We start from the raw sequence: 20,676 nt of genomic DNA on the forward strand, positions 1-20,676 counted from the left end.
AGCAAGGTCAACAAAAATAATTTAATTCTTGTTAGCATATGCCTTCTTAACACTAAAATTTTATATAGGGTAAGTTATAAATCTCTGTATTCAGGAACAGCCGGAGGTCATTCTTTAGCTTCATCACCTAAATTAATATTGTAAAAATCACCTTGTTTAGTTCAGGCTTTGCTTAATAAAAGATTCGTAATATGTTAAATCGATTTCGAGTTACTTTTCTGGGGGAATGATGAATTTATTTTGCTGATATGCAGAGTTGAGTTAAATTATTCTAAATCAATCACCAAGGCTATAAATCATATAAAATATTTAGCCTTGATGATTCTATAATCTTTTTGTTGGCTAAATTAGAAACGGTAGCCGACGGTTACATTAAAGCCATTAGTGGATATTTTGCCTTCCCCGCCATATTCTTTGGTATTAAAGCGGCTGCCTTCATAACCAACTGTAACGGATGTATTGGTTGTCGGATTGACAATTAAACCCGCTCCCCAGCCTAAGGCATTATTATTTCCTTCTGCTTTCTCAGTGTCCCCATTTGCATAGGTGGCGGAGAATTTTACATTCATTCTGGATAACCCTAGTTGGCTATATAGACTAACATAATCGTTAATTCTATAAGTCGGACCAGCCATCAAAGAGTAATACTTAGCATCAAGTTTAGAGGATTCTTCTGTCTCTTTTTCATCCCCTTTAGCAAAGGTAAATGATGATAACAGTCCCCATTGATCATCCAGTTCATATCGATAACTTATTGTTGCACCATTTAGTGCTTTAATTTCTTGTGGCTTTACATAGGCATAACCGATAGAAGCGGTATGTTGTTCAGCTTGAGCTGGTAAGGTTATTGCACACGCAGAAAAAATAATGCCACAGCTTAGTAAAAATTTTTGCATTTAATCACACTCTATATAATTTCATAATGAACTACTTTGTAACTATTTAAAATGGCTTTATCACCAATGAGTATAATAAATATCACAACTTAAATCATTAGTATATGTTTTTCTATAAAATTAGATCTTATACACGATTCACTAACTATTATAATTAATTTATTCTGTGTGGACATTTTGGGAGTAATTTTTCTGTATTAGTATGAATAATCGCTTTATTGTTGCAGTATCCATCAATTATTGACTTTGGAACTGTTCTTTCTTTAATTGCTGATAATTATTATGTGGGCTAAAAAATACGGCAGAATGAGTTGTTAAATTCTGTGGCGATTCGCTATCGCCACTTAAAACAGAATGGGCTTGCTATATTCGTTAACAGCAGGCCATATTTTTATTCGTTTATGATTGATTTCAACCATTGGATAAATGCGTTGACTTTTTCATTCTGTTGTTGGGGAAGGGTGCAGGTATAGTAATACTGCTTACATAACACTTCAGTATTGGGAAAAGGGGCCACTAATTCTTTACTTTCAATTTTTCCCCCAATCATGTTTTTTCTTCCCATTGCAATACCTGCATGGTGCATTGCGGCAACAGCAGCTAAATCAGAGCGGTCAAATACGATACATTTTTGTGGCGCGTTTAGGTTGATACCAAAATGTTCTGTCCAGGTATCCCACTCTTTTGTGTCAGAATCATAACTCCATGCTTGTTTATCATGTAATAATGTACAGTATTGTAAATTATCGATATTTCCTATCAGGTTATATTTTTCGGCATATTGTGGGCTACAGACCGGGGTAATGTATTCACTCATCAGATATTGGTGGGACAATTCATCGGACATAACATCATCAAAATAAATTGCCAGATCGATGCCATAACCGCGGAAATTCACATTTTCGTTACCAACCAGGATGTTTAGATTAATGGATGGATAGAGCTGATTAAAAGCAGCCAATTTGGGAACTAACCAGCATTGGGTAAAGGTCGGGCGAGAATAGATAGTCAGGTTTCCTGATAGCTCTTGATTTTTTATTTCCAGAATTTCCTGATTCAAATGTTCTAGTGTCGATTTAATTGTCCAAAATAAACGCTTTCCTTCACAGGTTAATTCAAGCTTTCTATGAAAACGTTGGAAGAGTTTGAATCCCAACTCTTGTTCCAATGAACTGATTCGATGGCTGACTGCGCTGGCACTAATAGCCAATTCATCAGCAGCCAGAACGAAAGAGCAGTGGCGAGCGGCTATCTCAAATGTATGCAGCTTTGATAACTGGCTACCATTTAGTAGCTTATTTACAACCATGAAATTATCATCTGTGTACATATTTATAATGTTTCTTTTTCATCGAAGATGGGATAATCCAACCGTATCATCAAGGTCGTATATTTCAGATAGTTTTAGTGATTTGAGTAGCAAATAAAGTGAAAATTTTGATCAGCATCACTGAATTGACTCAACAGAGTTCATGCATGGCTATGTATTAATCATTTGTCAAAAATTGAATATTCATATTCAATAGTGAAAATACACGCACTGAACAGAGGTTAACTGTGGGGAATGATTAAGTGGATTCACAACCTTGGGTAATTAGTACGCTACTCACAAGTATTGTGTTAATCGTATTTACGATAATCAAATTAAAAATTCACCCTTTTCTGGCGTTATTGCTGGCAAGTTTTTATGTCGGTGTATTAATGGGAATGAACCCTGTCGAGATGGTGAGAGCCATTGAAGCAGGGATTGGTAGTACGTTGGGTTTTTTGGCTGTAGTCATTGGCTTGGGAACCATTCTTGGCAAAATGATGGAGATATCTGGCGCAGCAGAGCGTATTGGTATCACATTGCAAAAATGCCGATGGCTCTCACCAGACATTATTATGGTACTGATTGGCCTGATTTGTGGTATTACCCTGTTTGTTGAAGTTGGGGTAGTACTGTTGATACCGTTGGCATTTTCTATTGCCAGGAAAACTAACACGTCATTGTTGAAATTAGCGATTCCGTTGTGTACGGCATTAATGGCGGTTCATTGTATTGTTCCTCCACATCCAGCGGCGTTATTTGTTGCAAATAAACTAGGGGCGGATATTGGTTCAGTGATTGTTTATGGACTGATAGTTGGTTTATTTGCATCTTTGATCGGTGGCCCGTTATTTCAGCGATTGCTTGGTGACCGCCTGCCTTTCAAATCGGTTCCAGATGAATTTTCTGACATTGAGGTTCATAGGGAGGAAGATTTACCCTCTTTAGGTATCACATTGTTTACTGTGCTATTGCCAATTGGGTTGATGCTGGTTAAAACGTTTGCTGAACTGAATATGGAAAAGGGCACTTTGTTTTACATGGCACTCGAATTTATCGGCAGTCCTATTACCGCTATGTTTATTGCTGCATTTGTTGCCTATTACACTTTGGGCATCAAACAAAATATCGGTATGAATACGCTGTTGACAAAAACGGAAGATTGTTTTGCTTCTATCGCTAATATCTTATTGATTATCGGTGCGGGCGGGGCCTTTAATAGTATTCTGAAAGGAAGCGGGATTAGCGATACATTGGCAATTATTTTGTCAAATCTGGATATGCATCCAATTCTTTTATCTTGGTTGGTTGCTATTACTTTGCATGCGGCGGTTGGTTCAGCAACCGTAGCAATGGTGGGAGCAACGGCGATTGTTTCCCCTATGTTGCCGTTATATCCAGATATCAGTCCGGCAATCATTACCTTAGCTATTGGTTCTGGTGCCATCGGCTGTACTATCGTTACTGATTCACTGTTTTGGTTGGTTAAGCAATATTGCGGAGCAACGCTCAGTGAAACTTTTAAGTATTATACGACAGCAACATTTATTGCATCTGTTGTTGCGTTGGCTGGAACATTTCTCCTTTCTACCATTGTGTAAATAGAAAGGATAATAATTCAGCCTTTGAAAATAAAAATAAGAAGTGTGAATATTGTCAATACCAGGGAAGCCTATAAAATAGGCAGGCTTTATAGCTAAAATAATAAAAAAAGTAAATATTAACGTACTAATCAAAATAAGGGGAAGATAAAAAGATAAGTATAAAGATGATGTTCTGATATTTTGCAGGAAATTGTAGTGCAAATAACATAGTTAATATAATAAGAATTTTAATAGTTAAAAAATAAGCATTATTTTTGTATACCAGGGAAACACTAATCTGGGGTTAACACATAAATGAAAAGTACAGAGATTCAACAGTTACTAAATGAATATCCATTAGTAAAGAATTTAATGAAATTAGAGGAAATCTTCTGGTTTAACCCTTGTAACACAACCCTTAAAGAGGGATTGCCTTTCGTAGGTTTAGATGCTGATGATGTCAGGGATGCTGAAGCACGCCTGAATCGTTTTGCACCTTATTTATGCAAAGCTTTCCCGGAGACAAAAGCTACAAATGGCATTATTGAATCAGAGGTAGTGGCTATTCCTGCGATGCAGAAAACATTGAAACAGTATTATGGTTTTGATATCACAGGAAAAATTCTGCTTAAGAAAGACAGTCATTTGCCAATTTCCGGTTCGATTAAAGCTCGTGGTGGTATTTATGAAGTATTGGCTCATGCGGAAAAATTAGTATTACAGGCTGGTTTAATTTCTGAAAATGATGATTACAGCAAACTGTTTTCTGAAAAATTCAGACAGTTTTTTAGCCAATACAGCATTGCTGTAGGGTCTACCGGTAATCTGGGGTTATCCATTGGCATTATAAGTGCAAAACTGGGTTTTAACGTCAGCGTGCATATGTCTGCCGATGCCCGTGAGTGGAAGAGGCAAAAGCTACGTTCACATGGGATTACAGTGGTGGAACATCAACAGGATTATGGTATAGCTGTAGCCCATGGGCGTAAAGAAGCGGAGTCTGATCCCAACTGTTTCTTTATCGATGATGAAAACTCCAGGACGTTATTTCTGGGATATTCTGTGGCAGGTGGTCGGATAAAAGCACAATTTGAGCAAATGAATATTGTGGTTGATGAAGATCATCCGTTATTTGTTTACCTGCCATGTGGGGTCGGTGGCGGCCCCGGTGGTGTTGCGTTTGGGTTGAAACTGGCTTTTGGTGATCATGTGCACTGTATTTTTGCTGAACCTACCCATTCTCCATGTATGTTGTTGGGGGTATACACAGGTTTGCATGACAAGATCAGTGTACAGGACATCGGTATTGACAATGTGACAGCTGCTGATGGTCTTGCGGTAGGAAGAGCTTCCGGTTTTGTTGGTCGAGCTATGGAGCGTTTGCTTGATGGCTTTTACACGATTAATGATCAGGAGATGTATAACCTGTTGGGTTTACTTAATCGCGATGAGGATATCCAGTTAGAGCCTTCGGCGTTAGCTGGAATGGCGGGACCAGCTCGTATTATTAGAAACTCTAATTATCTAAATAACAAGAACCTTTCGGTAGAAAAGATGAAGCAGGCTACGCATCTGGTTTGGGCAACTGGCGGTGGTATGGTGCCTGATGATGAGATGATAAAGTATTTGGCTATAGCCAAAATCTAATCGTTAATAATTTAACGGGCCTCAAACTCAGATTATTTGAAAATAGTGTCTTTCATAGGGGTAATCTGGTTGCTAATATTTGGTTTCTCAAGTTCAGTGTCCCGCCGGCTTCCAGCTATTTACTGAAAAACGCTTTGAATTTGGTTTCCTATTTTGAAAAGTTATTTCCTCAATGCTTTTTAAATCATATTCCCGCCAGTTGCTGGCGGGAATATATCAGTACATTTGTTACTTACATCAAACATTTTTGTAATTAAATGAATGTGTTCCTGAGTATTTCCACAACGGTTCCCAGTAAGATTCTATGAAAGCTTTTACCGCATCTTCTCCCTCAATAAGATAGTTGAATTCCGAAAGATATCCCGGATAGAGATTATCAGAACCCACTACGTATAGTTCATCGTCAATTATTGTGACTTTTGCATGATTCCCGGGAGCAGGGGGCACTTTGGGATATACCTGCTCAGGACCACCTGCTTTCATTAAGGACCAGAATGGGCGTCCTATAGCACCTATCTGTGGAGGTCTTTCAGAAAGAGACGGTTCTTTTAGCGTAGCAGTATAAGAATTTTCATCCGCGGCTGGCCATTTGTATGTAGTACCTTCAATCAAAAGATCTTCAGGTACTTTGTCTGTAAAGAAAAAAGGGGCAACCTCTATTCTTTTTAGTGCGGCTTGCCTGATTCCATCCGGATCTTCCAGCTTCTCATCAGTATGCTCATCATGTGTTAAATAGTATTTAAATACTTCAAACGTTCTTTTGGCTCCGGAGCCAAAAGAATATTGATCACCAGCAGCGCCTGCTGCTGCATCAAGTGGCGATACAACAATTTGAACTTCCAGCTCGGGGTTGGAAAGTAATGCTTCGATTAACCATCGGCACACATGATGATCTCGCCACTGTTTTTTCCATGCACTGACAAGATCCTGTTGGGACATGCGAATTTTTTTCTTTGCATTCTTTATTATAAACTCTTTCATTATTTCAGAGCCTTTTTTATAATCCGTTCGCATATCAGGTCCAGACCAATATTTACCTACGGATAATATCCTGCTTGCTTTCTTATATTCGGGGTCCTTAGGTGGGTTTTTTAGGCATTCTTCTTTTTTTCTGTCTATATATTCAGTAATGTGCTCTTTTTTTAATGGATCTTCTGGCTTTCCTACAATACCATTTGCATTAATCCATCTATTTTCATCTATATCAAAAAATTCTTTGGTTAAGAGATCGGTATTAGATACCCACATGTTATTTAAAAATAATTGTGAGCTTAATGATGCCGTTCCTATAACTTTAACCGAGACATCATGAACTGGAGGGTAATTTCTAAAAAGATCCATATTTAAATTATGGCCTCCGACAAATGACTCAATTCCATCAACTGCGATAATTTTTGTATGATTCCATGTCATTCTGGTATCAGCTTCTGGAATCATTTCCTCTGGCAACAGCTTCTTCTCTAATGATATTTTAAGTCCGTCTACTATCCGGTAAAACCGACCAATCCATATTTCAGGTATACACTCCCAATGATCTCTTCTTTCTTGAATTAATTTAAAAATATCATTCTTCAATGCCAGATATTCAGGGGTACCTTCAAAATATGAACTCACACCGTTTAATAAAGATGTCGGTGTTTGAGCGAATAAAAACCTTATCTGAGTTCTGTCCTTCCTGTTTATTCTTTTTGTAAATGCGCGATCAATAGCGGGTAGGATAACGTTTCTCCACTCTGCATCCGGGGCATTTAAGGAAGAAATATCACAGCGATAACGCATGTTTTCCAGAATGCTTACAATCGCATCTTCAAATTCCTTTGCTCTTTTAATAGCCTGTGGCATTATCTCTTTTCCAAAAGGAAGCCCCCATATTTGGGGAGTATCAAATATTTTTACGTAGTTGATTTCACTTGTTTTATGAAAGTAACCGTCAAGTTTTTTTTGTAAACCATCTAATAAATTCATATATGCATCCTCCGGGCAACAATTTTTTACATGTCAACCAACCGCCTGCCAGCATCAGGCAAACTATTTATAATCATAACCAATTTTTAAGTGGGGAAGACTAAAAAAGATAAAATCGGGTTTCACTGCGCACTTTCTGGAGGTGTGAACGAAAAATCTGCGGGGATGACTGATAGTCTAGAAAGAACGTGTTGGTGTTGTAGCATTAATCTTACAGAGATCCTGACATTTGGTATCAGATCCCCCTTGCTTAATGTAACTGTGTAAGTTACATTAATTCATATTAACGGTTCACTGCCGTTATTGAAGGTTCGAGAATGGATACATTTTCCAACTGGAATTGCTTGTTCCCGGTATTACCTGGTTATGTACATATTGATGATTTGCAACGCAGTGCATTTATTTAGTCCAATTATGAGAGAAAAATATGCCTACACTTTTTGACCCAATTCGCATTGGTGATCTCGACTTGCCAAATCGCATCATTATGGCTCCTTTGACACGTACCCGTGCAGTAGGAGAAGGACGTATCCCTAATGCTCTGATGGCGGAATACTATGCCCAACGTGCTTCTGCTGGTTTGATTATCAGTGAAGCGACTTCAGTAACTCCGCAGGGAGTTGGCTACGCTAATACGCCCGGTATTTGGTCAGATGAACAAGTTGCCGGCTGGCGATTGATCACGGATGCGGTACATGCTGCTGGTGGGCGTATTTTCATACAGCTTTGGCATGTGGGGCGGATTTCAGATCCTATTTTCCTTAATGGGGGAAGACCCGTGGCCCCGAGTGAGATTGCGGTTGATGGTCATGTTAGCTTATTACGTCCAGAACGTCCCTTTGTGGTTCCACGGGCTCTTGAGTCTAATGAAATTCCTGGCATTGTCGAAGCGTTCAGACGCGGAGCGGAAAATGCGAAAACAGCAGGATTCGACGGAGTAGAAATACACGGCGCTAATGGATATTTACTCGATCAATTCTTGCAAGATAATGCCAATATACGTCAGGATCAGTATGGTGGCTCAGTAGAAAATCGCGCTCGGTTGTTGCTGGAAGTGACAGATGCTTGTATTTCTGTCTGGGGAAAATCACGTGTTGGCATGCATTTGTCTCCACGCGGCGGTAGTTATTCAATGGAGGATTCCAATCCGATGATGACTTTCGGATATGTCGCACGTGAACTTGGTAAACGTGGTATTTCTTTCATCTTCTCGCGGGATTCTGTTGTTGATGGTGATCTCAGTAAGGAAATAAAGAATGCTTTTGGGGCAACTTATATCGCTAATGAGCAACTGACTAAAGAGAATGCAGAAAAGATTCTTGCTGATGGCAGAGCTGACGCGGTGGCTTTTGGCGAATTGTTCATCTCTAACCCTGATTTACCTCACCGGTTTTTAGTCAGAGCGCCATTTAATGAACCGCAGCCAGAAACATTTATGGTTCCTGGAGCAGCAGGTTATACCGATTATCCTGCACTTACCTAAGTATAAGTATTTACACGGTTTTAATGCTAAAGAGTATTGATATTCAGTGTACATTTAATTTTTCTATCGCCGGGCTTAACGCCCGGTTCAACAATTCTGTTAGTAAAGCTGGAACGTAAAAGGAAGTGCTATGTTAAAATACGTGTGATGAACTTCTATAGATACTTATGCTTACCTAGGTAAGGGGATATCTTACCCGCTATAGATAGCCTAAGATGAAAAATGCTCGAATTATTTTCCGGGGATGTTAATTCAAGATTCTATAGGATCTTTTTGACTGAATATCCCGAGATATCAGGTCAGTCCGTTTATTAAGAGCCGGCTGCTTTTCATCGCAGGATAATTTGAAGGAGAATTATCAATGTCAGATTCATTAAATGTATCTATTGTTTGTCGTTTTTATGAGTCTATGGGGGATATCAATATTGTTCGCCAGTTGCTGGGGGATGACATTATTTGGGATATTACCGAAGGGGCTTTACATAGTGGGGTTTATGAAGGAATCGAAGACGTATTAAATAATTTTTTTGTGCCATTTTTTAATGACTTTGAGGAATTTACTGTAGAAAGTTCTGAATTTTTCGAGTCAGGTGATCATGTGATTGTTTTGGGTAATTATTTAGGGAAAGTAAAGAACGGTAGACGATTTATTTCTCGTTTTGTGCATATATGGACATTGCGGAACGGACAGCTAGTAAAATTGCAACAGACTGCTGATACGCTTCAGATTGATCGTGCTCATGCAATGTAAAAAAAGGAGATCAATATACCCTATGGATTTCAAGATGCATCGCGGCGGCAAAGGAGCGAATCCCCGGGAGCATAGATAACTATGTGACCGGGGTGAGTGAGTGCAGCCAACAAAGAAGCAACTTGAAAGATGACGGGTATATAATGAAGTTTCAATGGGATAAAGGTCACGCTTGTATAGAAGTATGTCTTTAGACGATATCGTATGTGTGACGGCAGAACAGGAGGAGTAGGGATGTTAATCGAACAGGTTGACATTCTGAATGTCACTATTTATTATGTGACGAAATTAGTTACATATTGTGTGATCTTTTCTGGTTTTTTGCCGTTCCTCAATAACATCCTTAAGGTATACAGGGGCCTCCAGTGCCAACATCTACCCGTTTTGCCGTAGCTATTCATATACTTACTGATATCGCGCTTCATCATGGGCAAGCCGTGCGTTCCGAAGATATAGCAAGAAGCGTGAATACTAATCCGACTGTAGTTCGTCGGCTTCTGGGTGCTCTGGCAGATGCAGGACTCACCTATTCACAAATGGGTCAGGGAGGAGGAGCGTTACTGGCGCGGTCACCGGAGCAAATTTCGTTACTAGATATTTATCGCGCAGTTGAAGATCCGCTGTATTTCACGTTGCACCGTTCCAAACCTAATCCTAAATGTTATATCGGGCACAATATTACTCCAGTATTGGAAAATGAGTTTTTGCGTATTACTTGCGTGCTGGAAACTGCTCTTGCTGAAACGACAATTGCTGACATGACAAATCGAGTTGAAGATTGTGCCGGTTTTCCTTTTAAACCATCAAATCCAGGCCAATAGGCTAAGTAGCATTTCTACACGTTTTCATGGCGATTTATGCCACTATAATTGGAGTTCCCAACTTTGTTAGGAACTTTGTCTGGGCTCGAACCTATATGAAAACAGATTATGTTGATCATTTTGACATTCAGGTTCATCTCTATCTTGTTTATTGAGCAACTTTACCAGCAATTTTCCGGTGTCCCTTCCTATCTTGGGATAGTCAATGCGGATGGATGTCAGTGTTGGTTGTGTGTGGTCACAATTATCTGAGCCCTCCAAACAAGCGACAGCCAGATCAGTAGGTATTTTCAGTAGACGACGCTGGCATTCAAACATCACTCCCAGAGCAATTATTTCATGGCTACAAATCACACCTTCCAATTCAGGTTGACGTAATAACATCTCAGTAATTGCCTGACGACCAAATTGCATATTGGCAACATCGGATGTAGTGATACTTTGGTCAGCATTCTGATAGTGATGCAGCATTGCTTTATTCCAGCCATTAATTTGCTGATTTTGTAAACGGTTATCCATTTGTGCACCAATATAGCCAATATATTTTCGACCTTTGCTAAGCATATGCTCAGTCAGGGTATAGGCAGCTTCGGAAGAATTCATTTCTATATTAATAGTCGTCTGTTGCTGATGAGCTCCGGCGACATTGATGATCGGGATATTAATATGAGAAATGTTGTTGTAAGTTTTATCTGTCAACTGAGAACCGAAGATAACTAGCGCTGCTGCGTTGCTTTGCAGCAATGTCATGATAATCTCGGCCTCTTTATTACGGTTATATTCATGACATCCGAGTAAAACCTGGAAAAAATGTTTATTCAGCACCTGTTGCAATGACTGTATAAATGTGGCGCAAGCTTTATCTGTCAATGATGGAACAAGAACCGCAATAATATTACTTTGGCCTGAGGCGAGTACGCCGGCAGCGCCATTTGGGATATATCCCAATTCCTGTATGGCCTGTTCAATTTTTCCTCGTAATTTATCCGATACCATACTTGGCGTTCTCAGTGTGCGTGAGACTGTCATTGAACCGACACCGGCATACTTAGCAACATCTTGTAATGTTACTCGCCCTGTATTACGGCGTTTTCGTATCTTTTCCATTAAATATTTTTCTATTTTTTAATGAACAGCTATGAATTTGACGATGGGATTCTACCTTATCTCAAGTCAGTCGTGGGGAAAAAACCATGATGTGCTTACCATTCTGGTAAATCGTTCAAGTAACAAATGATAGCGCTATCACAATAATGACTTAGGATTGTAGATAGCGCTACCATTTGTGACTAATATCACTAGAAAGCGAATTTGAAGTCAGATTTAACAGAATGAGGGTGAAATATATACCCAATAGATTTCAAGATGGATCGCGACGGCAAGGGAGCGAATCCCCGGGAGCATATACCCAATAGATTTCAAGTTGCAGAGCTGCGGCAAGAGAACGCATCCCCAGGAGCATAGATAACTATGTGACTGGGGTAAGAACGTAGCCAACAAAGCAGTAGCTTGAAAGATGAAGGGTATAGATAACTCTGTGACCGGGGTGAGTGAGTGCAGCCAACAAAGAGGCAACTTGAAAGATAACAGGTATATTCACATTGTGAATGATATGACTTGAGACACCGGAAATGGGTTTATGGTGTCTTGACGCTCCGCTTCATCCCTGACAAGGCTGAACATCATTAAACAGGATAAAGTTTCGACCAGGAGAAGTTGATGCTGAAGACTTTACTCACCAGAGATGTGATCCAATTGATCCCAAATATTCAAAATTGGCGGGACGCTATCGCTGTTGCTTGCCAGCCGTTGGTGGAAAATAGTGCAATTTCCCCCCGTTATATTGATGCTATTTATCGTTCTCATGAGGAAATTGGGCCTTATTACGTTATAGGCCCAGGTATTGCTATGCCACATGCCAGACCTGAGGAGGGAGTGAACAAATTATCGTTAGCCTTAACGGTTTTCAGTCAGGGTGTTGAATTTGGTTCTGAAGAGAATGACCCGGTTAAGCTACTGATTGTACTGGCAGCGACTGACAGCAACAGTCATGTCGAAGTGATCGCCCAACTCGCAGAGCTTTTTGATAATCAACAAGATATAGCCCTATTAATGGGGGCCAAAAATAAAGAAGAGATTCTTGCCGTGATTAACAAATATTAAGTCATTATTTTTTACTATGGGGAAAAAGTATGAAAATTACAGTCGTTTGCGGAAATGGATTAGGTACCAGCCTGATGATGGAAATGAGTATCAAAAATATCCTAAAAGATATAGGGATAGATGCTAGCGTTGATCATGTTGATTTGGGGTCAGCAAAAGCAACTCAAAGCGATATTTTTGTTGGCACGAAAGATATTGCAGAACAATTGGTTGCTCAGGCAGTCGATGGGAAAATTGTTGCGCTGGACAATATGGTGGATAAAGCCGCAATGAAACAGCGTTTGTCAGTGGCATTAACTGAGCTTGGTGCATTGTAACCGGAGGTAGCTATGGAATTCTTCCATTTTCTGATGAGTGACGTGCTATCAGAACCTGCGGTCTTGGTCGGATTTATCGCACTTATTGGCCTAATTGCACAAAAAAAACCAGTGACAGAATGTATCAAAGGCACCATAAAAACCATAATGGGGTTTGTTATCCTGGGGGCGGGTGCTGGGGTGGTCGTTTCTTCACTGGAGGGTTTTGCTACGATTTTCCAGCATGCCTTCGGTATTCAAGGAGTCGTGCCAAATAACGAAGCGATAGTTTCCATTGCGCAAAAAAGTTTTGGTAAAGAAATGGCAATGATTATGTTCTTTGCCATGGTCATTAATATTCTGATTGCACGTTTTACACCCTGGAAATTCATCTTCCTGACGGGGCATCACACGTTGTTTATGTCTATGATGGTGGCGGTGATTCTGGCGACAGCTGGGATCAGCGGAATTAAGCTAGTGGCTATAGGTTCTGTGGTTGTCGGTGTTGCTATGGTTTTTTTCCCGGCGATAGTTCATCCGTATATGAAGAAAGTGACAGGCTCTGATGAGGTTGCCATTGGGCATTTTTCTACGCTTTCCTATGTCTTGGCTGGTTTTATTGGGAGTAAACTAGGCAATAAAGCGCATTCAACAGAAGAGATGAATGTTCCGAAAAGTTTGTTGTTTCTGCGTGATACGTCGGTCGCTATTTCTTGCACAATGGCGATTATTTTTATGATCACTTGCTTATTTGCTGGTGATGATTTTGTAAGAGAAGTCAGTGGTGGTAAAAATGGATTTATGTTTTCATTAATACAATCTATTACTTTTGCTGCTGGCGTATATATCATTCTGCAAGGTGTAAGAATGGTAATTGCAGAAATTGTTCCCGCGTTTAAAGGCATTTCCGATAAGTTGGTTCCAAACGCAAAACCGGCATTAGATTGCCCGGTTGTGTTCCCTTATGCGCCTAATGCAGTACTGGTAGGTTTCCTGTGTAGTTTTGTTGCTGGTGTTGTTGGCATGTTTGTTCTGTATGCGTTGGATATGACGGTAATTATTCCAGGTGTTGTGCCACACTTTTTCGTTGGTGCTGCGGCTGGGGTTTTTGGTAATGCAACCGGTGGCCGCAGAGGTGCTATTCTCGGTGCTTTTATTCAGGGCTTTCTGATTACTTTTCTACCTGTGTTCTTATTGCCTGTCCTTGGGGACATTGGTATTGCCAACACGACATTTAGTGATGCTGATTTCGGTGCATTAGGTATTCTGTTGGGAATTATTGTTCGTTGATTTAGGGTAGCCAGAATTTTGGGATTGAAACAGGGTCATATTCCCTGTCTCGATCTCTTTTACCAATAAGATATTCGGCTATAAGCTCCCGCCAATACTCACTCTAATTTTATGGTTTCTTAATTTTCTGAAAATCTTCAACAGAAAAGGGAAAAAATATTCAAAAAAATGATGATATACCACGTTATAAGCCCTTTATTTTAATTTATCAAGTTGTTGTCTATATCAGATTAGGAAAAATTTAAGTGAAACTAAGATTAATTAAACGGAACAGCGAGAAATATGTAGCAATAAAATCGATTGTTTATAGCAAAATATGACCTATAGACTGAAAGTATTTAGGTGGGATGTAAAGATCATAATTATTCTCTTTGCAAAATGTTCTTAGTTCAATAGCTGAGTTGACTGATAGTTTATCATAGATATTTTCGAAATGTTTTTCTACGGTACGGTATGAAATTTTCATTTCTCTGGCGATGCATTTATTGCTAACGCCGCGACAGAATAAAAAAATGATTATCCATTCTTTTTCTTTCAATACACCGTTGGGTGGTTGAAATCTAATCGATATGGGAATGTCATTCTCTATATAATGAGACACGGTAAAATTATGTATTTCTCTGGCGTGAGCAATAATACCAATACATTGTTTATTTTCATCCATTAATGGGTATTTATTACAGAGATAGTAGGATACAGGTTGCTCGCTTTTGCTTTGAGGATAAGTGTTAAGAGATGATATTCGTTGCATACATTGTAAGACCTTACGATCATGTTCCTCAAAAAGATGAGCAAATTGATTAACTGGTGTCGGTAATTCTCTATCAGAATATCCGATAACATTGAAGTTTTCAGGTAACTTATTTGTTTTAATAAACACTGTATTTGCATAAATAAAACGAAGTTCCCTATCTTTCACAGACCATGGTTCTGAGCTTTTATCCCACATATTAGTTAGCTGAGGAGTAATAAAAGGGACTTTTTTACATCCTGATCGACTCATATTTGACCTTTATAACATTATTATCTTATAAAAAATTTGAATAAACGATATTTATAAGTAAGACAATAAAAACCTTTTTGGTGCATAGCGATTAAAACTATTGATTTTGCAGTATTCCTCCAGTTGTAAATCAGAGTTAATGGCTGATTTTCTATAAATTTTCCTAATTAATTTCTCTATAATTTTGTAAGGGATGTTAAGTAATTGACTGATTTGCTTTTTGCTATTTCTTTGTAAGAAAAGGAAAATAATTTCCCATTCTCGTTGAGTGAGCTGTTTCATCGGTGATTGAAACATAATAGAAGCAGGTAGTTTTTTATGAAATAGCCGAGTTAATGAGTGAGCCTGCGCTTTCCAGGCATGAAAAAGGATGCCGATGCGTTCACCGTTATCATCATATAGTGGAAGTTTCTCTTGGAAATAAGATGATAAAATCTTATCTTGTCCAAATACGTGTGTTTCCAATGAGAAAACGCTTTCTTCATTTTCCATCACTTTCAAATCATGCTCAATAAAATCTTCATAGAATTCACTGCCTTGCCATGGTATGTCACTATCATATTTACCTTGATAGTCATACGTGGAGTGTATGTTTTGAAGTTTGGCCAATGCATCATTACCATAGAGAAAACAGGAAGATTTATCTTTTACTCCCCATGGTTCATTACTTACTGCCAAAGTGTTTATTATTTGTGATGAAATAATGTAATTTTTTCTGGTCATATTTATTTTGGTAATATTTCGATTTAACAAAAAATTCTTTTTTTGTCAGCAAACATCTCTCCGGTACTGGCATGTAGAGACTAAAATTGGTAAAAAACATGGGGGTTTTTAGTTTTATATGTATGGAAAGTGATACCAATACAATGACCATTATCTTCGTAAGGATTATTACTTCTTTTCCACTTGTAAATTGATTTCATAGCTATATTATTCGATTTGTTTTTTATGTTTGACATGATAATTCATTAATTTTTATTTAAGCGATTATCTGAAAGATCTTTTTATTGATTTTACTTAAAATAACCTGAACATATAATAGATTGCAATAATTAATTAGTCAAAAGATAATATTTTTTCATTTTACCTATATCTGTTAATTAAATCATTTATTCTTTTATGTAAAAATACTTACATATGGAAAAATATAACTGTTAATATTATTTGGTTTCTATCTTCTTTGATTTTTTTCCATGAAAAGCGCGTGGGGTCGATACTCGAAAAAAAGCACTGACTTTTGAGTGCTCACCCCAGTCACATCGTTATCTATGCTCCCGGGGATTAGCTCCTTTGCCGTCGCGATACATCTTGAAACTATTGGGTATACACTCTACGCTGCTATTCATTCATCATGATATCCTGCAACTATATCGTCTATTGAGATAGGTAGTTAGCATTAAATTTATTTAAATCGTTTACTGAGGATTTATTCTGATGTTAGAGCATATTTTGACTGCGTGCCTATTTCCCTAGGTTGTTGAGATTATCTTATGTGGCTTTTGTCAATTTGGATTTGCAGACGTTATAGTTTAAGATGTCGCTTGCAATAACAATAAATCGATTAGCATGATTAGATTTGATTCAAATGAAGTTATCTCGTCGACTTCTGAGTTAAAATGAATCGCCTCGTCATACAGTGCAAAATGCACATCAGCTAGTGAAGCCAATGGATTGGTCGATGCACGAGTAAATGCAATTACCGTCATGCCAACATTATGAGCAATATGCGCTTTATCTAATACCTGTTCAGTTTGGCCGCTGCGGGAGATAGCAATAAAAACTTCATATTTTACTGCATTACTGAGGAAAATTTTCCTGCTGTCTCCCGAGCTAGAGCTAAAAGCAGTTTTCCCTAGGATTTGTAATTTTTGAGTTAAATAATCAGTAAATAGTCCAGAAAAACCGGCACCATAAAGAAAAAAATTATCTTTTTCATGCAGCAGGGCACTAAAACGCGCTATTTTTTCTGGCGTTATTAAAGTAAAAGTTTTGCGGTAATTAGTAACAAAGTGTTCAAATGCATCAGGAACTCTTTTGTCATGATGAGGCAGAATATGCCCGGAAATAGAAGCTCCACTGGATAGCAATTGCTTGCAATACCAAATAAACTCACTATATCCACTGAAGCCTAGTTTCTGGCATAAACGTATAATAGTAGCAGGGGATATAAATGTCGCTTTTGCTAGCTCACGTACCGTAATTTGCCCAATTAATAATGGGTTTGCGGTTAGATGAGACAGCACGCGGTATTCCGTACGGGTGATTTTTTCGCTGCGCTGTAGCAATGGTGCTAACCGATTATCCATTATTTATCCATTAATAACAGTCAGATAGATTGTCATATCATATAAATGTTTTTGATCTACGGATTTGGCATGTATACCCGTTACCTTTCAAGTTGCAGGGCGGCGGCAAGTGAACGCAGCCAACAAAGAGGCAATTGAAAGATGATGGGTATAAATAATTAGCAGAAGAGGGGAATGATGAGTCATAATAGCCGGGTTTATACCCTATGGATTTCAAGATGCATCGAGACGGCAAGGGAGCGAATCCCCGGGAGCATAGCTAACGATGTGACTGGGGTGAGTGAGTGCAGCCAACAAAGAGGCAACTTGAAAGATAGCGGGTATATAATGTGAAAAGAAATGACTTGGTTATAAAGGGCATTGTCATGGCAACATGGGTAAGACCTCGCTTGCTACCAGACTGTTGTTTTATCACTTTGCTGGATTTTTCTGGCGAAAAAATTGAGAAAAAAATTGAACGTTGTTAAGAATCGACAAACATTACCGCACCAATATCTTTCCTTGTGATCTGCAGCAAAAATCGATCTGATTGGCCTATCTTTTGTTAAAATGATTGTTGGGTTTATTGCGATAATTTCTGTTGTTTTTTAGACAGATCAATTTATTTAGCGAGTGATGGTTAATTGAATCAGTATTTTTCTTTTTATCTTGTGATGGTAAGAATATAGGGGGCAACCGGAGAACAGACATTGAATACCTATCCATTACACAGCTTGAGTGAAGCTCAGGCACAGCAAAAGCAATTTCATTTAGTCACCTGCACTGTTTCGGTGCAGACATTTTTACCATGGGGGATTTAAGGTTGGTTCCTGGTCTGAATCAGTTACAGATAACGCAGAGTATTACATGCGTTGAGACAAAAAATATTTGGGATAGACCATAATGGGTCAACGAAGACATCTAACGCAATACGAAGTGGAAAGTATGCTGGCAGTAGCGAAAATGAGCGCTAATCCGGAGCGAGACTATTGTCTGGTATACATGAGTTTTGTTCATGGTTTACGTGTTAGTGAAGCCAGGCATTTGCGGTTATCCGACTTGGATTTGGAAGATGGAAGTTTGTATATTCGGCGCTTAAAAGGCGGGTTTTGTACAAACCATCCTCTTCTGGGTTATGAAATCAAGGCGATTAAAGCGTGGCTGGAAGTACGTAAAACTTTTCGGGGTGCGGAAAGCGATTGGTTATTTCTGTCGCGCTACGGAAACCCGCTTACACGTCAGCGTATTTATCAAATGATTAACCAATTAGGACGACAGGCTAAAATTTCAGTAGATTCCCATCCACATATGTTGCGCCACGCTTGTGGTTTTGCTCTTGCTGACAGGGGGGTGGATACCCGGCTGATACAAGATTATCTTGGACACAGCAATATTCGCCATACGGTGAGGTATACCGCCAGTAATGCAGAGCGTTTTCATGGTGTTTGGAGCATAAAAAGAAACCGGTATCGAGAACTACACTTTGATTATGTCCCAAGGGCTGACGCTTGTTCAGTTGAATAAGGGATTCTGATGTATGCGCCTGTTAAGGGCGCATGCATGAAGGCCATCTTATCAGGGATTAATATCGACGTTAACTGTCCTGATATACCCTATGGATTTCAAGATGCATCACGCCGGCAAGGGAACGAATCCCCGAGAGCATAGCGAAGCCAAAATCCATTTTCACCCACTAATGGGGATCTCTTCCCTGAGTTGCGTCAGTACAAAGGTAAGGCCGATTCTCTGCTTCAATTGTAAAAATCACCCCCTCATTCGTGACTGAATTCGCATTTTTGTTATTTTTCGATTGTTATTTATCTCCTTAAGTTAGATATAAATACATTCAAAAAAATGAAGAATAACTATGAGTCGTGAGCTGCTTAAAAAAGAGGGGGTTGCTCGGGCATGCCTGGCACGTTATCTGCTAGGTGAGTGCTGTGGTAATCGTTTGAAGACGATTGATGAGCTGGCATCTGACTATGCTCTGTCTGTTGGGCTGGTACAATTTGCATTAAAAAAACTGGAGAATTCTGGTGCGGTTTGCTTGGATCGGCGGGGTCGTAATGGCAGTTATCTGGTTAGTATGAATCACAAGGCACTGTTGGTACATGCTGATATTGGTAATGTGGTTTGTGCGATGCCATTACCCTATACCCGATTGTACGAAGGGTTGGCGAGTGGCTTAAAGGCGCAGTTTGAGGGTATTCCATTTTACTTTGCTCACATGAGAGGTTCGGATGCCCGGGTAGAATGTCTGCGTAACGGCAGTTATGACATGGCAGTAGTGTCAAGTCTGGCAGCACAAACTTATCTGGAACAACGTGATGTTCTTGCTGTACTTGAATTGGGGCCATGCACTTATGTTAGTGGACACCAACTGATTTACCGCAAGGGTGAAGAGCATAACATCCGTCGTGTTGGGTTAGATAATCGTTCCGCTGACCAGAAGATCATGACTGAAATGTACTTTGCCGGACAGGACATCACGCTGGTGGATATCTCTTACCACGAATGTTTGTACAAGGTGGCTAAGGGGGAGATTGATGCAGTGATTTGGAACGTTAGCAGGGAAATGGAATTGAGTTTCCAGGAGCTTATTGCAGTGCCGTTGCGTGGGAATGTTTGTTTTATGCAAGCGTCTGAGGCGGTGATTTTAACCAGATCTGATGATATTCCGATTCAGCAGCTTTTGCGTACCACAGTAGATAAAACAGCATTGTTGGTTCATCAACAACGAGTACTGGCAGGTCAGCAGGACCCAAGTTATTGATTTAAAATGGACGGAGTAAAATGGCATGGAAAATCGACTGAATCTGCTCTGTCAGGGAAATGTCATCGATCAGGATATCTGTGATGGCATGTTGCAGGTCGTGATTCAGCTTGAGCAAGATTGGCAAATCCCCGTCAGGAATGCGTTGGGGGAAATGGCGATAACACATATGGCGAATGCGTTAATGCGCTCACGCCGGGGAGAACACATTGGTTCACTGGATAATGAACTGTTGATGGAAGTACGTCAGTCTGATGCCTTTTCTTATTTGCGAGTGATTAACGCTTCGCTGTTGGCACATTTTGACGTGCAATTACATCCCTGTGAGGAGGGTTATTTGCTGGCAAACTTGTTTAGTCTTTGGAAGGCAAAGGATCAGTCAGTGATAGCGCGACAACAGAGATAAAAGGA

Annotated in this window: 19 protein-coding genes; 12 read left to right on the plus strand and 7 right to left on the minus strand. The window is 39.4% G+C overall.

Annotation, left to right across the window (positions count from 1 at the left end; all coding sequences use genetic code 11):
- Positions 1-347 precede the first annotated feature (347 nt).
- Complete coding sequence (locus tag BO26_RS19905) at positions 348-896, minus strand: Ail/Lom family outer membrane beta-barrel protein (RefSeq protein ID WP_051691079.1); 549 nt, start codon at positions 894-896, stop codon at positions 348-350.
- Positions 897-1,287: 391 nt separating this feature from the next.
- Positions 1,288-2,226 (minus strand): DNA-binding transcriptional regulator DsdC, encoded by a 939-nt coding sequence (gene dsdC / locus BO26_RS19910; protein WP_036774543.1) that lies wholly within the window; start codon positions 2,224-2,226, stop codon positions 1,288-1,290.
- 242 nt (positions 2,227-2,468) lie between these two features.
- On the opposite strand from dsdC, the gene dsdX reads away from it, so the two are divergent.
- Both dsdX and BO26_RS19920 read left to right on the plus strand, forming a co-directional pair.
- Entirely contained in the window at positions 2,469-3,806 is a 1,338-nt protein-coding gene (gene dsdX / locus BO26_RS19915) for a D-serine transporter DsdX (protein ID WP_036774544.1), read from the plus strand.
- 297 nt (positions 3,807-4,103) lie between these two features.
- Positions 4,104-5,435 carry a D-serine ammonia-lyase gene (locus BO26_RS19920; RefSeq protein WP_036774545.1) on the plus strand — a complete coding sequence of 444 codons (1,332 nt, stop codon included), beginning with the start codon at positions 4,104-4,106 and terminating at the stop codon, positions 5,433-5,435.
- Between the two features lie 237 nt (positions 5,436-5,672).
- Here BO26_RS19920 and BO26_RS19925 read toward each other — a convergent pair whose 3' ends face one another.
- The gene (locus BO26_RS19925; protein WP_036774546.1) at positions 5,673-7,400 is read right to left on the minus strand and encodes a phospholipase D-like domain-containing protein; all 1,728 of its coding nucleotides are present in this window, start codon (positions 7,398-7,400) and stop codon (positions 5,673-5,675) included.
- A 427-nt stretch (positions 7,401-7,827) separates the two neighbouring features.
- On the opposite strand from BO26_RS19925, the gene BO26_RS19930 reads away from it, so the two are divergent.
- The 3 genes from BO26_RS19930 to BO26_RS19940 all read left to right on the plus strand — a co-directional run bounded on the left by BO26_RS19930 (position 7,828) and on the right by BO26_RS19940 (position 10,455).
- Positions 7,828-8,883 (plus strand): alkene reductase, encoded by a 1,056-nt coding sequence (locus BO26_RS19930; protein WP_036774547.1) that lies wholly within the window; start codon positions 7,828-7,830, stop codon positions 8,881-8,883.
- 361 nt (positions 8,884-9,244) lie between these two features.
- The gene (locus tag BO26_RS19935) at positions 9,245-9,634 is read left to right on the plus strand and encodes a nuclear transport factor 2 family protein (RefSeq protein ID WP_036774548.1); all 390 of its coding nucleotides are present in this window, start codon (positions 9,245-9,247) and stop codon (positions 9,632-9,634) included.
- A gap of 365 nt (positions 9,635-9,999) precedes the next feature.
- Entirely contained in the window at positions 10,000-10,455 is a 456-nt protein-coding gene (locus BO26_RS19940; protein WP_036774549.1) for an Rrf2 family transcriptional regulator, read from the plus strand.
- 66 nt (positions 10,456-10,521) lie between these two features.
- Here the strand turns inward: BO26_RS19940 and BO26_RS19945 are convergent, their stop codons facing one another.
- Positions 10,522-11,562, minus strand: a complete 1,041-nt coding sequence (locus BO26_RS19945; protein WP_036774550.1) for a LacI family DNA-binding transcriptional regulator — start codon at positions 11,560-11,562, stop codon at positions 10,522-10,524.
- Between the two features lie 612 nt (positions 11,563-12,174).
- On the opposite strand from BO26_RS19945, the gene BO26_RS19950 reads away from it, so the two are divergent.
- The 3 genes from BO26_RS19950 to BO26_RS19960 are packed head-to-tail and all read left to right on the plus strand — an operon-like array spanning position 12,175 to position 14,204.
- Complete coding sequence (locus BO26_RS19950; protein WP_036774552.1) at positions 12,175-12,618, plus strand: PTS sugar transporter subunit IIA; 444 nt, start codon at positions 12,175-12,177, stop codon at positions 12,616-12,618.
- A gap of 29 nt (positions 12,619-12,647) precedes the next feature.
- Positions 12,648-12,935 (plus strand): PTS sugar transporter subunit IIB, encoded by a 288-nt coding sequence (locus BO26_RS19955; protein WP_036774553.1) that lies wholly within the window; start codon positions 12,648-12,650, stop codon positions 12,933-12,935.
- 12 nt (positions 12,936-12,947) lie between these two features.
- On the plus strand, positions 12,948-14,204 hold the full coding sequence (locus BO26_RS19960; RefSeq protein ID WP_036774556.1) for a PTS ascorbate transporter subunit IIC: 1,257 nt from the start codon (positions 12,948-12,950) through the stop codon (positions 14,202-14,204).
- 304 nt (positions 14,205-14,508) lie between these two features.
- Here BO26_RS19960 and BO26_RS19965 read toward each other — a convergent pair whose 3' ends face one another.
- From BO26_RS19965 to BO26_RS19975, 3 genes are all read right to left on the minus strand, one after another.
- Entirely contained in the window at positions 14,509-15,207 is a 699-nt protein-coding gene (locus tag BO26_RS19965; protein WP_036774558.1) for a helix-turn-helix transcriptional regulator, read from the minus strand.
- A gap of 51 nt (positions 15,208-15,258) precedes the next feature.
- The gene (locus tag BO26_RS19970) at positions 15,259-15,930 is read right to left on the minus strand and encodes a PAS domain-containing protein (protein ID WP_036774559.1); all 672 of its coding nucleotides are present in this window, start codon (positions 15,928-15,930) and stop codon (positions 15,259-15,261) included.
- An 806-nt stretch (positions 15,931-16,736) separates the two neighbouring features.
- Positions 16,737-17,513: a MurR/RpiR family transcriptional regulator gene (locus BO26_RS19975; RefSeq protein WP_036774560.1), complete on the minus strand. Its 777-nt coding sequence runs from the start codon at positions 17,511-17,513 to the stop codon at positions 16,737-16,739.
- A 329-nt stretch (positions 17,514-17,842) separates the two neighbouring features.
- Between BO26_RS19975 and BO26_RS23620 the strand changes: the two genes are divergently transcribed.
- The 4 genes from BO26_RS23620 to BO26_RS19990 all read left to right on the plus strand — a co-directional run bounded on the left by BO26_RS23620 (position 17,843) and on the right by BO26_RS19990 (position 20,671).
- The gene (locus tag BO26_RS23620) at positions 17,843-17,980 is read left to right on the plus strand and encodes a hypothetical protein (RefSeq protein ID WP_157835586.1); all 138 of its coding nucleotides are present in this window, start codon (positions 17,843-17,845) and stop codon (positions 17,978-17,980) included.
- 415 nt (positions 17,981-18,395) lie between these two features.
- A complete protein-coding gene (locus tag BO26_RS19980) occupies positions 18,396-19,016 on the plus strand; it encodes a tyrosine-type DNA invertase (RefSeq protein WP_036774562.1) in 621 nt (206 codons plus the stop codon).
- Between the two features lie 343 nt (positions 19,017-19,359).
- Positions 19,360-20,265, plus strand: coding sequence for a GntR family transcriptional regulator YhfZ (gene yhfZ / locus BO26_RS19985; protein WP_036774564.1), 906 nt, complete (start codon positions 19,360-19,362; stop codon positions 20,263-20,265).
- A gap of 25 nt (positions 20,266-20,290) precedes the next feature.
- Positions 20,291-20,671: a PRD domain-containing protein gene (locus tag BO26_RS19990; protein WP_036774566.1), complete on the plus strand. Its 381-nt coding sequence runs from the start codon at positions 20,291-20,293 to the stop codon at positions 20,669-20,671.
- The last annotated feature ends 5 nt before the right edge of the window (positions 20,672-20,676 follow it).

It is taken from the genome of Photorhabdus australis DSM 17609 (assembly GCF_000711895.1).
In the GTDB taxonomy this organism is placed as follows: Bacteria; Pseudomonadota; Gammaproteobacteria; order Enterobacterales; family Enterobacteriaceae; genus Photorhabdus; species Photorhabdus australis.

Bases quoted from the DNA above. Each gene is read 5' to 3' on its own strand.
- BO26_RS19955 (WP_036774553.1), top strand. From the start codon at position 12,648: ATGAAAATTACAGTCGTTTGCGGAAATGGATTAGGTACCAGCCTGATG.
- BO26_RS19990 (WP_036774566.1), top strand. From the start codon at position 20,291: ATGGAAAATCGACTGAATCTGCTCTGTCAGGGAAATGTCATCGATCAG.
- yhfZ (WP_036774564.1), top strand. From the start codon at position 19,360: ATGAGTCGTGAGCTGCTTAAAAAAGAGGGGGTTGCTCGGGCATGCCTG.
- BO26_RS19925 (WP_036774546.1), bottom strand. From the start codon at position 7,400: ATGAATTTATTAGATGGTTTACAAAAAAAACTTGACGGTTACTTTCAT.
- BO26_RS19935 (WP_036774548.1), top strand. From the start codon at position 9,245: ATGTCAGATTCATTAAATGTATCTATTGTTTGTCGTTTTTATGAGTCT.
- BO26_RS19905 (WP_051691079.1), bottom strand. From the start codon at position 896: ATGCAAAAATTTTTACTAAGCTGTGGCATTATTTTTTCTGCGTGTGCA.
- BO26_RS19980 (WP_036774562.1), top strand. From the start codon at position 18,396: ATGGGTCAACGAAGACATCTAACGCAATACGAAGTGGAAAGTATGCTG.
- BO26_RS19970 (WP_036774559.1), bottom strand. From the start codon at position 15,930: ATGACCAGAAAAAATTACATTATTTCATCACAAATAATAAACACTTTG.
- BO26_RS19975 (WP_036774560.1), bottom strand. From the start codon at position 17,513: ATGGATAATCGGTTAGCACCATTGCTACAGCGCAGCGAAAAAATCACC.
- BO26_RS19945 (WP_036774550.1), bottom strand. From the start codon at position 11,562: ATGGAAAAGATACGAAAACGCCGTAATACAGGGCGAGTAACATTACAA.
- BO26_RS19950 (WP_036774552.1), top strand. From the start codon at position 12,175: ATGCTGAAGACTTTACTCACCAGAGATGTGATCCAATTGATCCCAAAT.
- dsdC (WP_036774543.1), bottom strand. From the start codon at position 2,226: ATGTACACAGATGATAATTTCATGGTTGTAAATAAGCTACTAAATGGT.
- BO26_RS19960 (WP_036774556.1), top strand. From the start codon at position 12,948: ATGGAATTCTTCCATTTTCTGATGAGTGACGTGCTATCAGAACCTGCG.
- BO26_RS19920 (WP_036774545.1), top strand. From the start codon at position 4,104: ATGAAAAGTACAGAGATTCAACAGTTACTAAATGAATATCCATTAGTA.
- BO26_RS19965 (WP_036774558.1), bottom strand. From the start codon at position 15,207: ATGAGTCGATCAGGATGTAAAAAAGTCCCTTTTATTACTCCTCAGCTA.
- BO26_RS19930 (WP_036774547.1), top strand. From the start codon at position 7,828: ATGCCTACACTTTTTGACCCAATTCGCATTGGTGATCTCGACTTGCCA.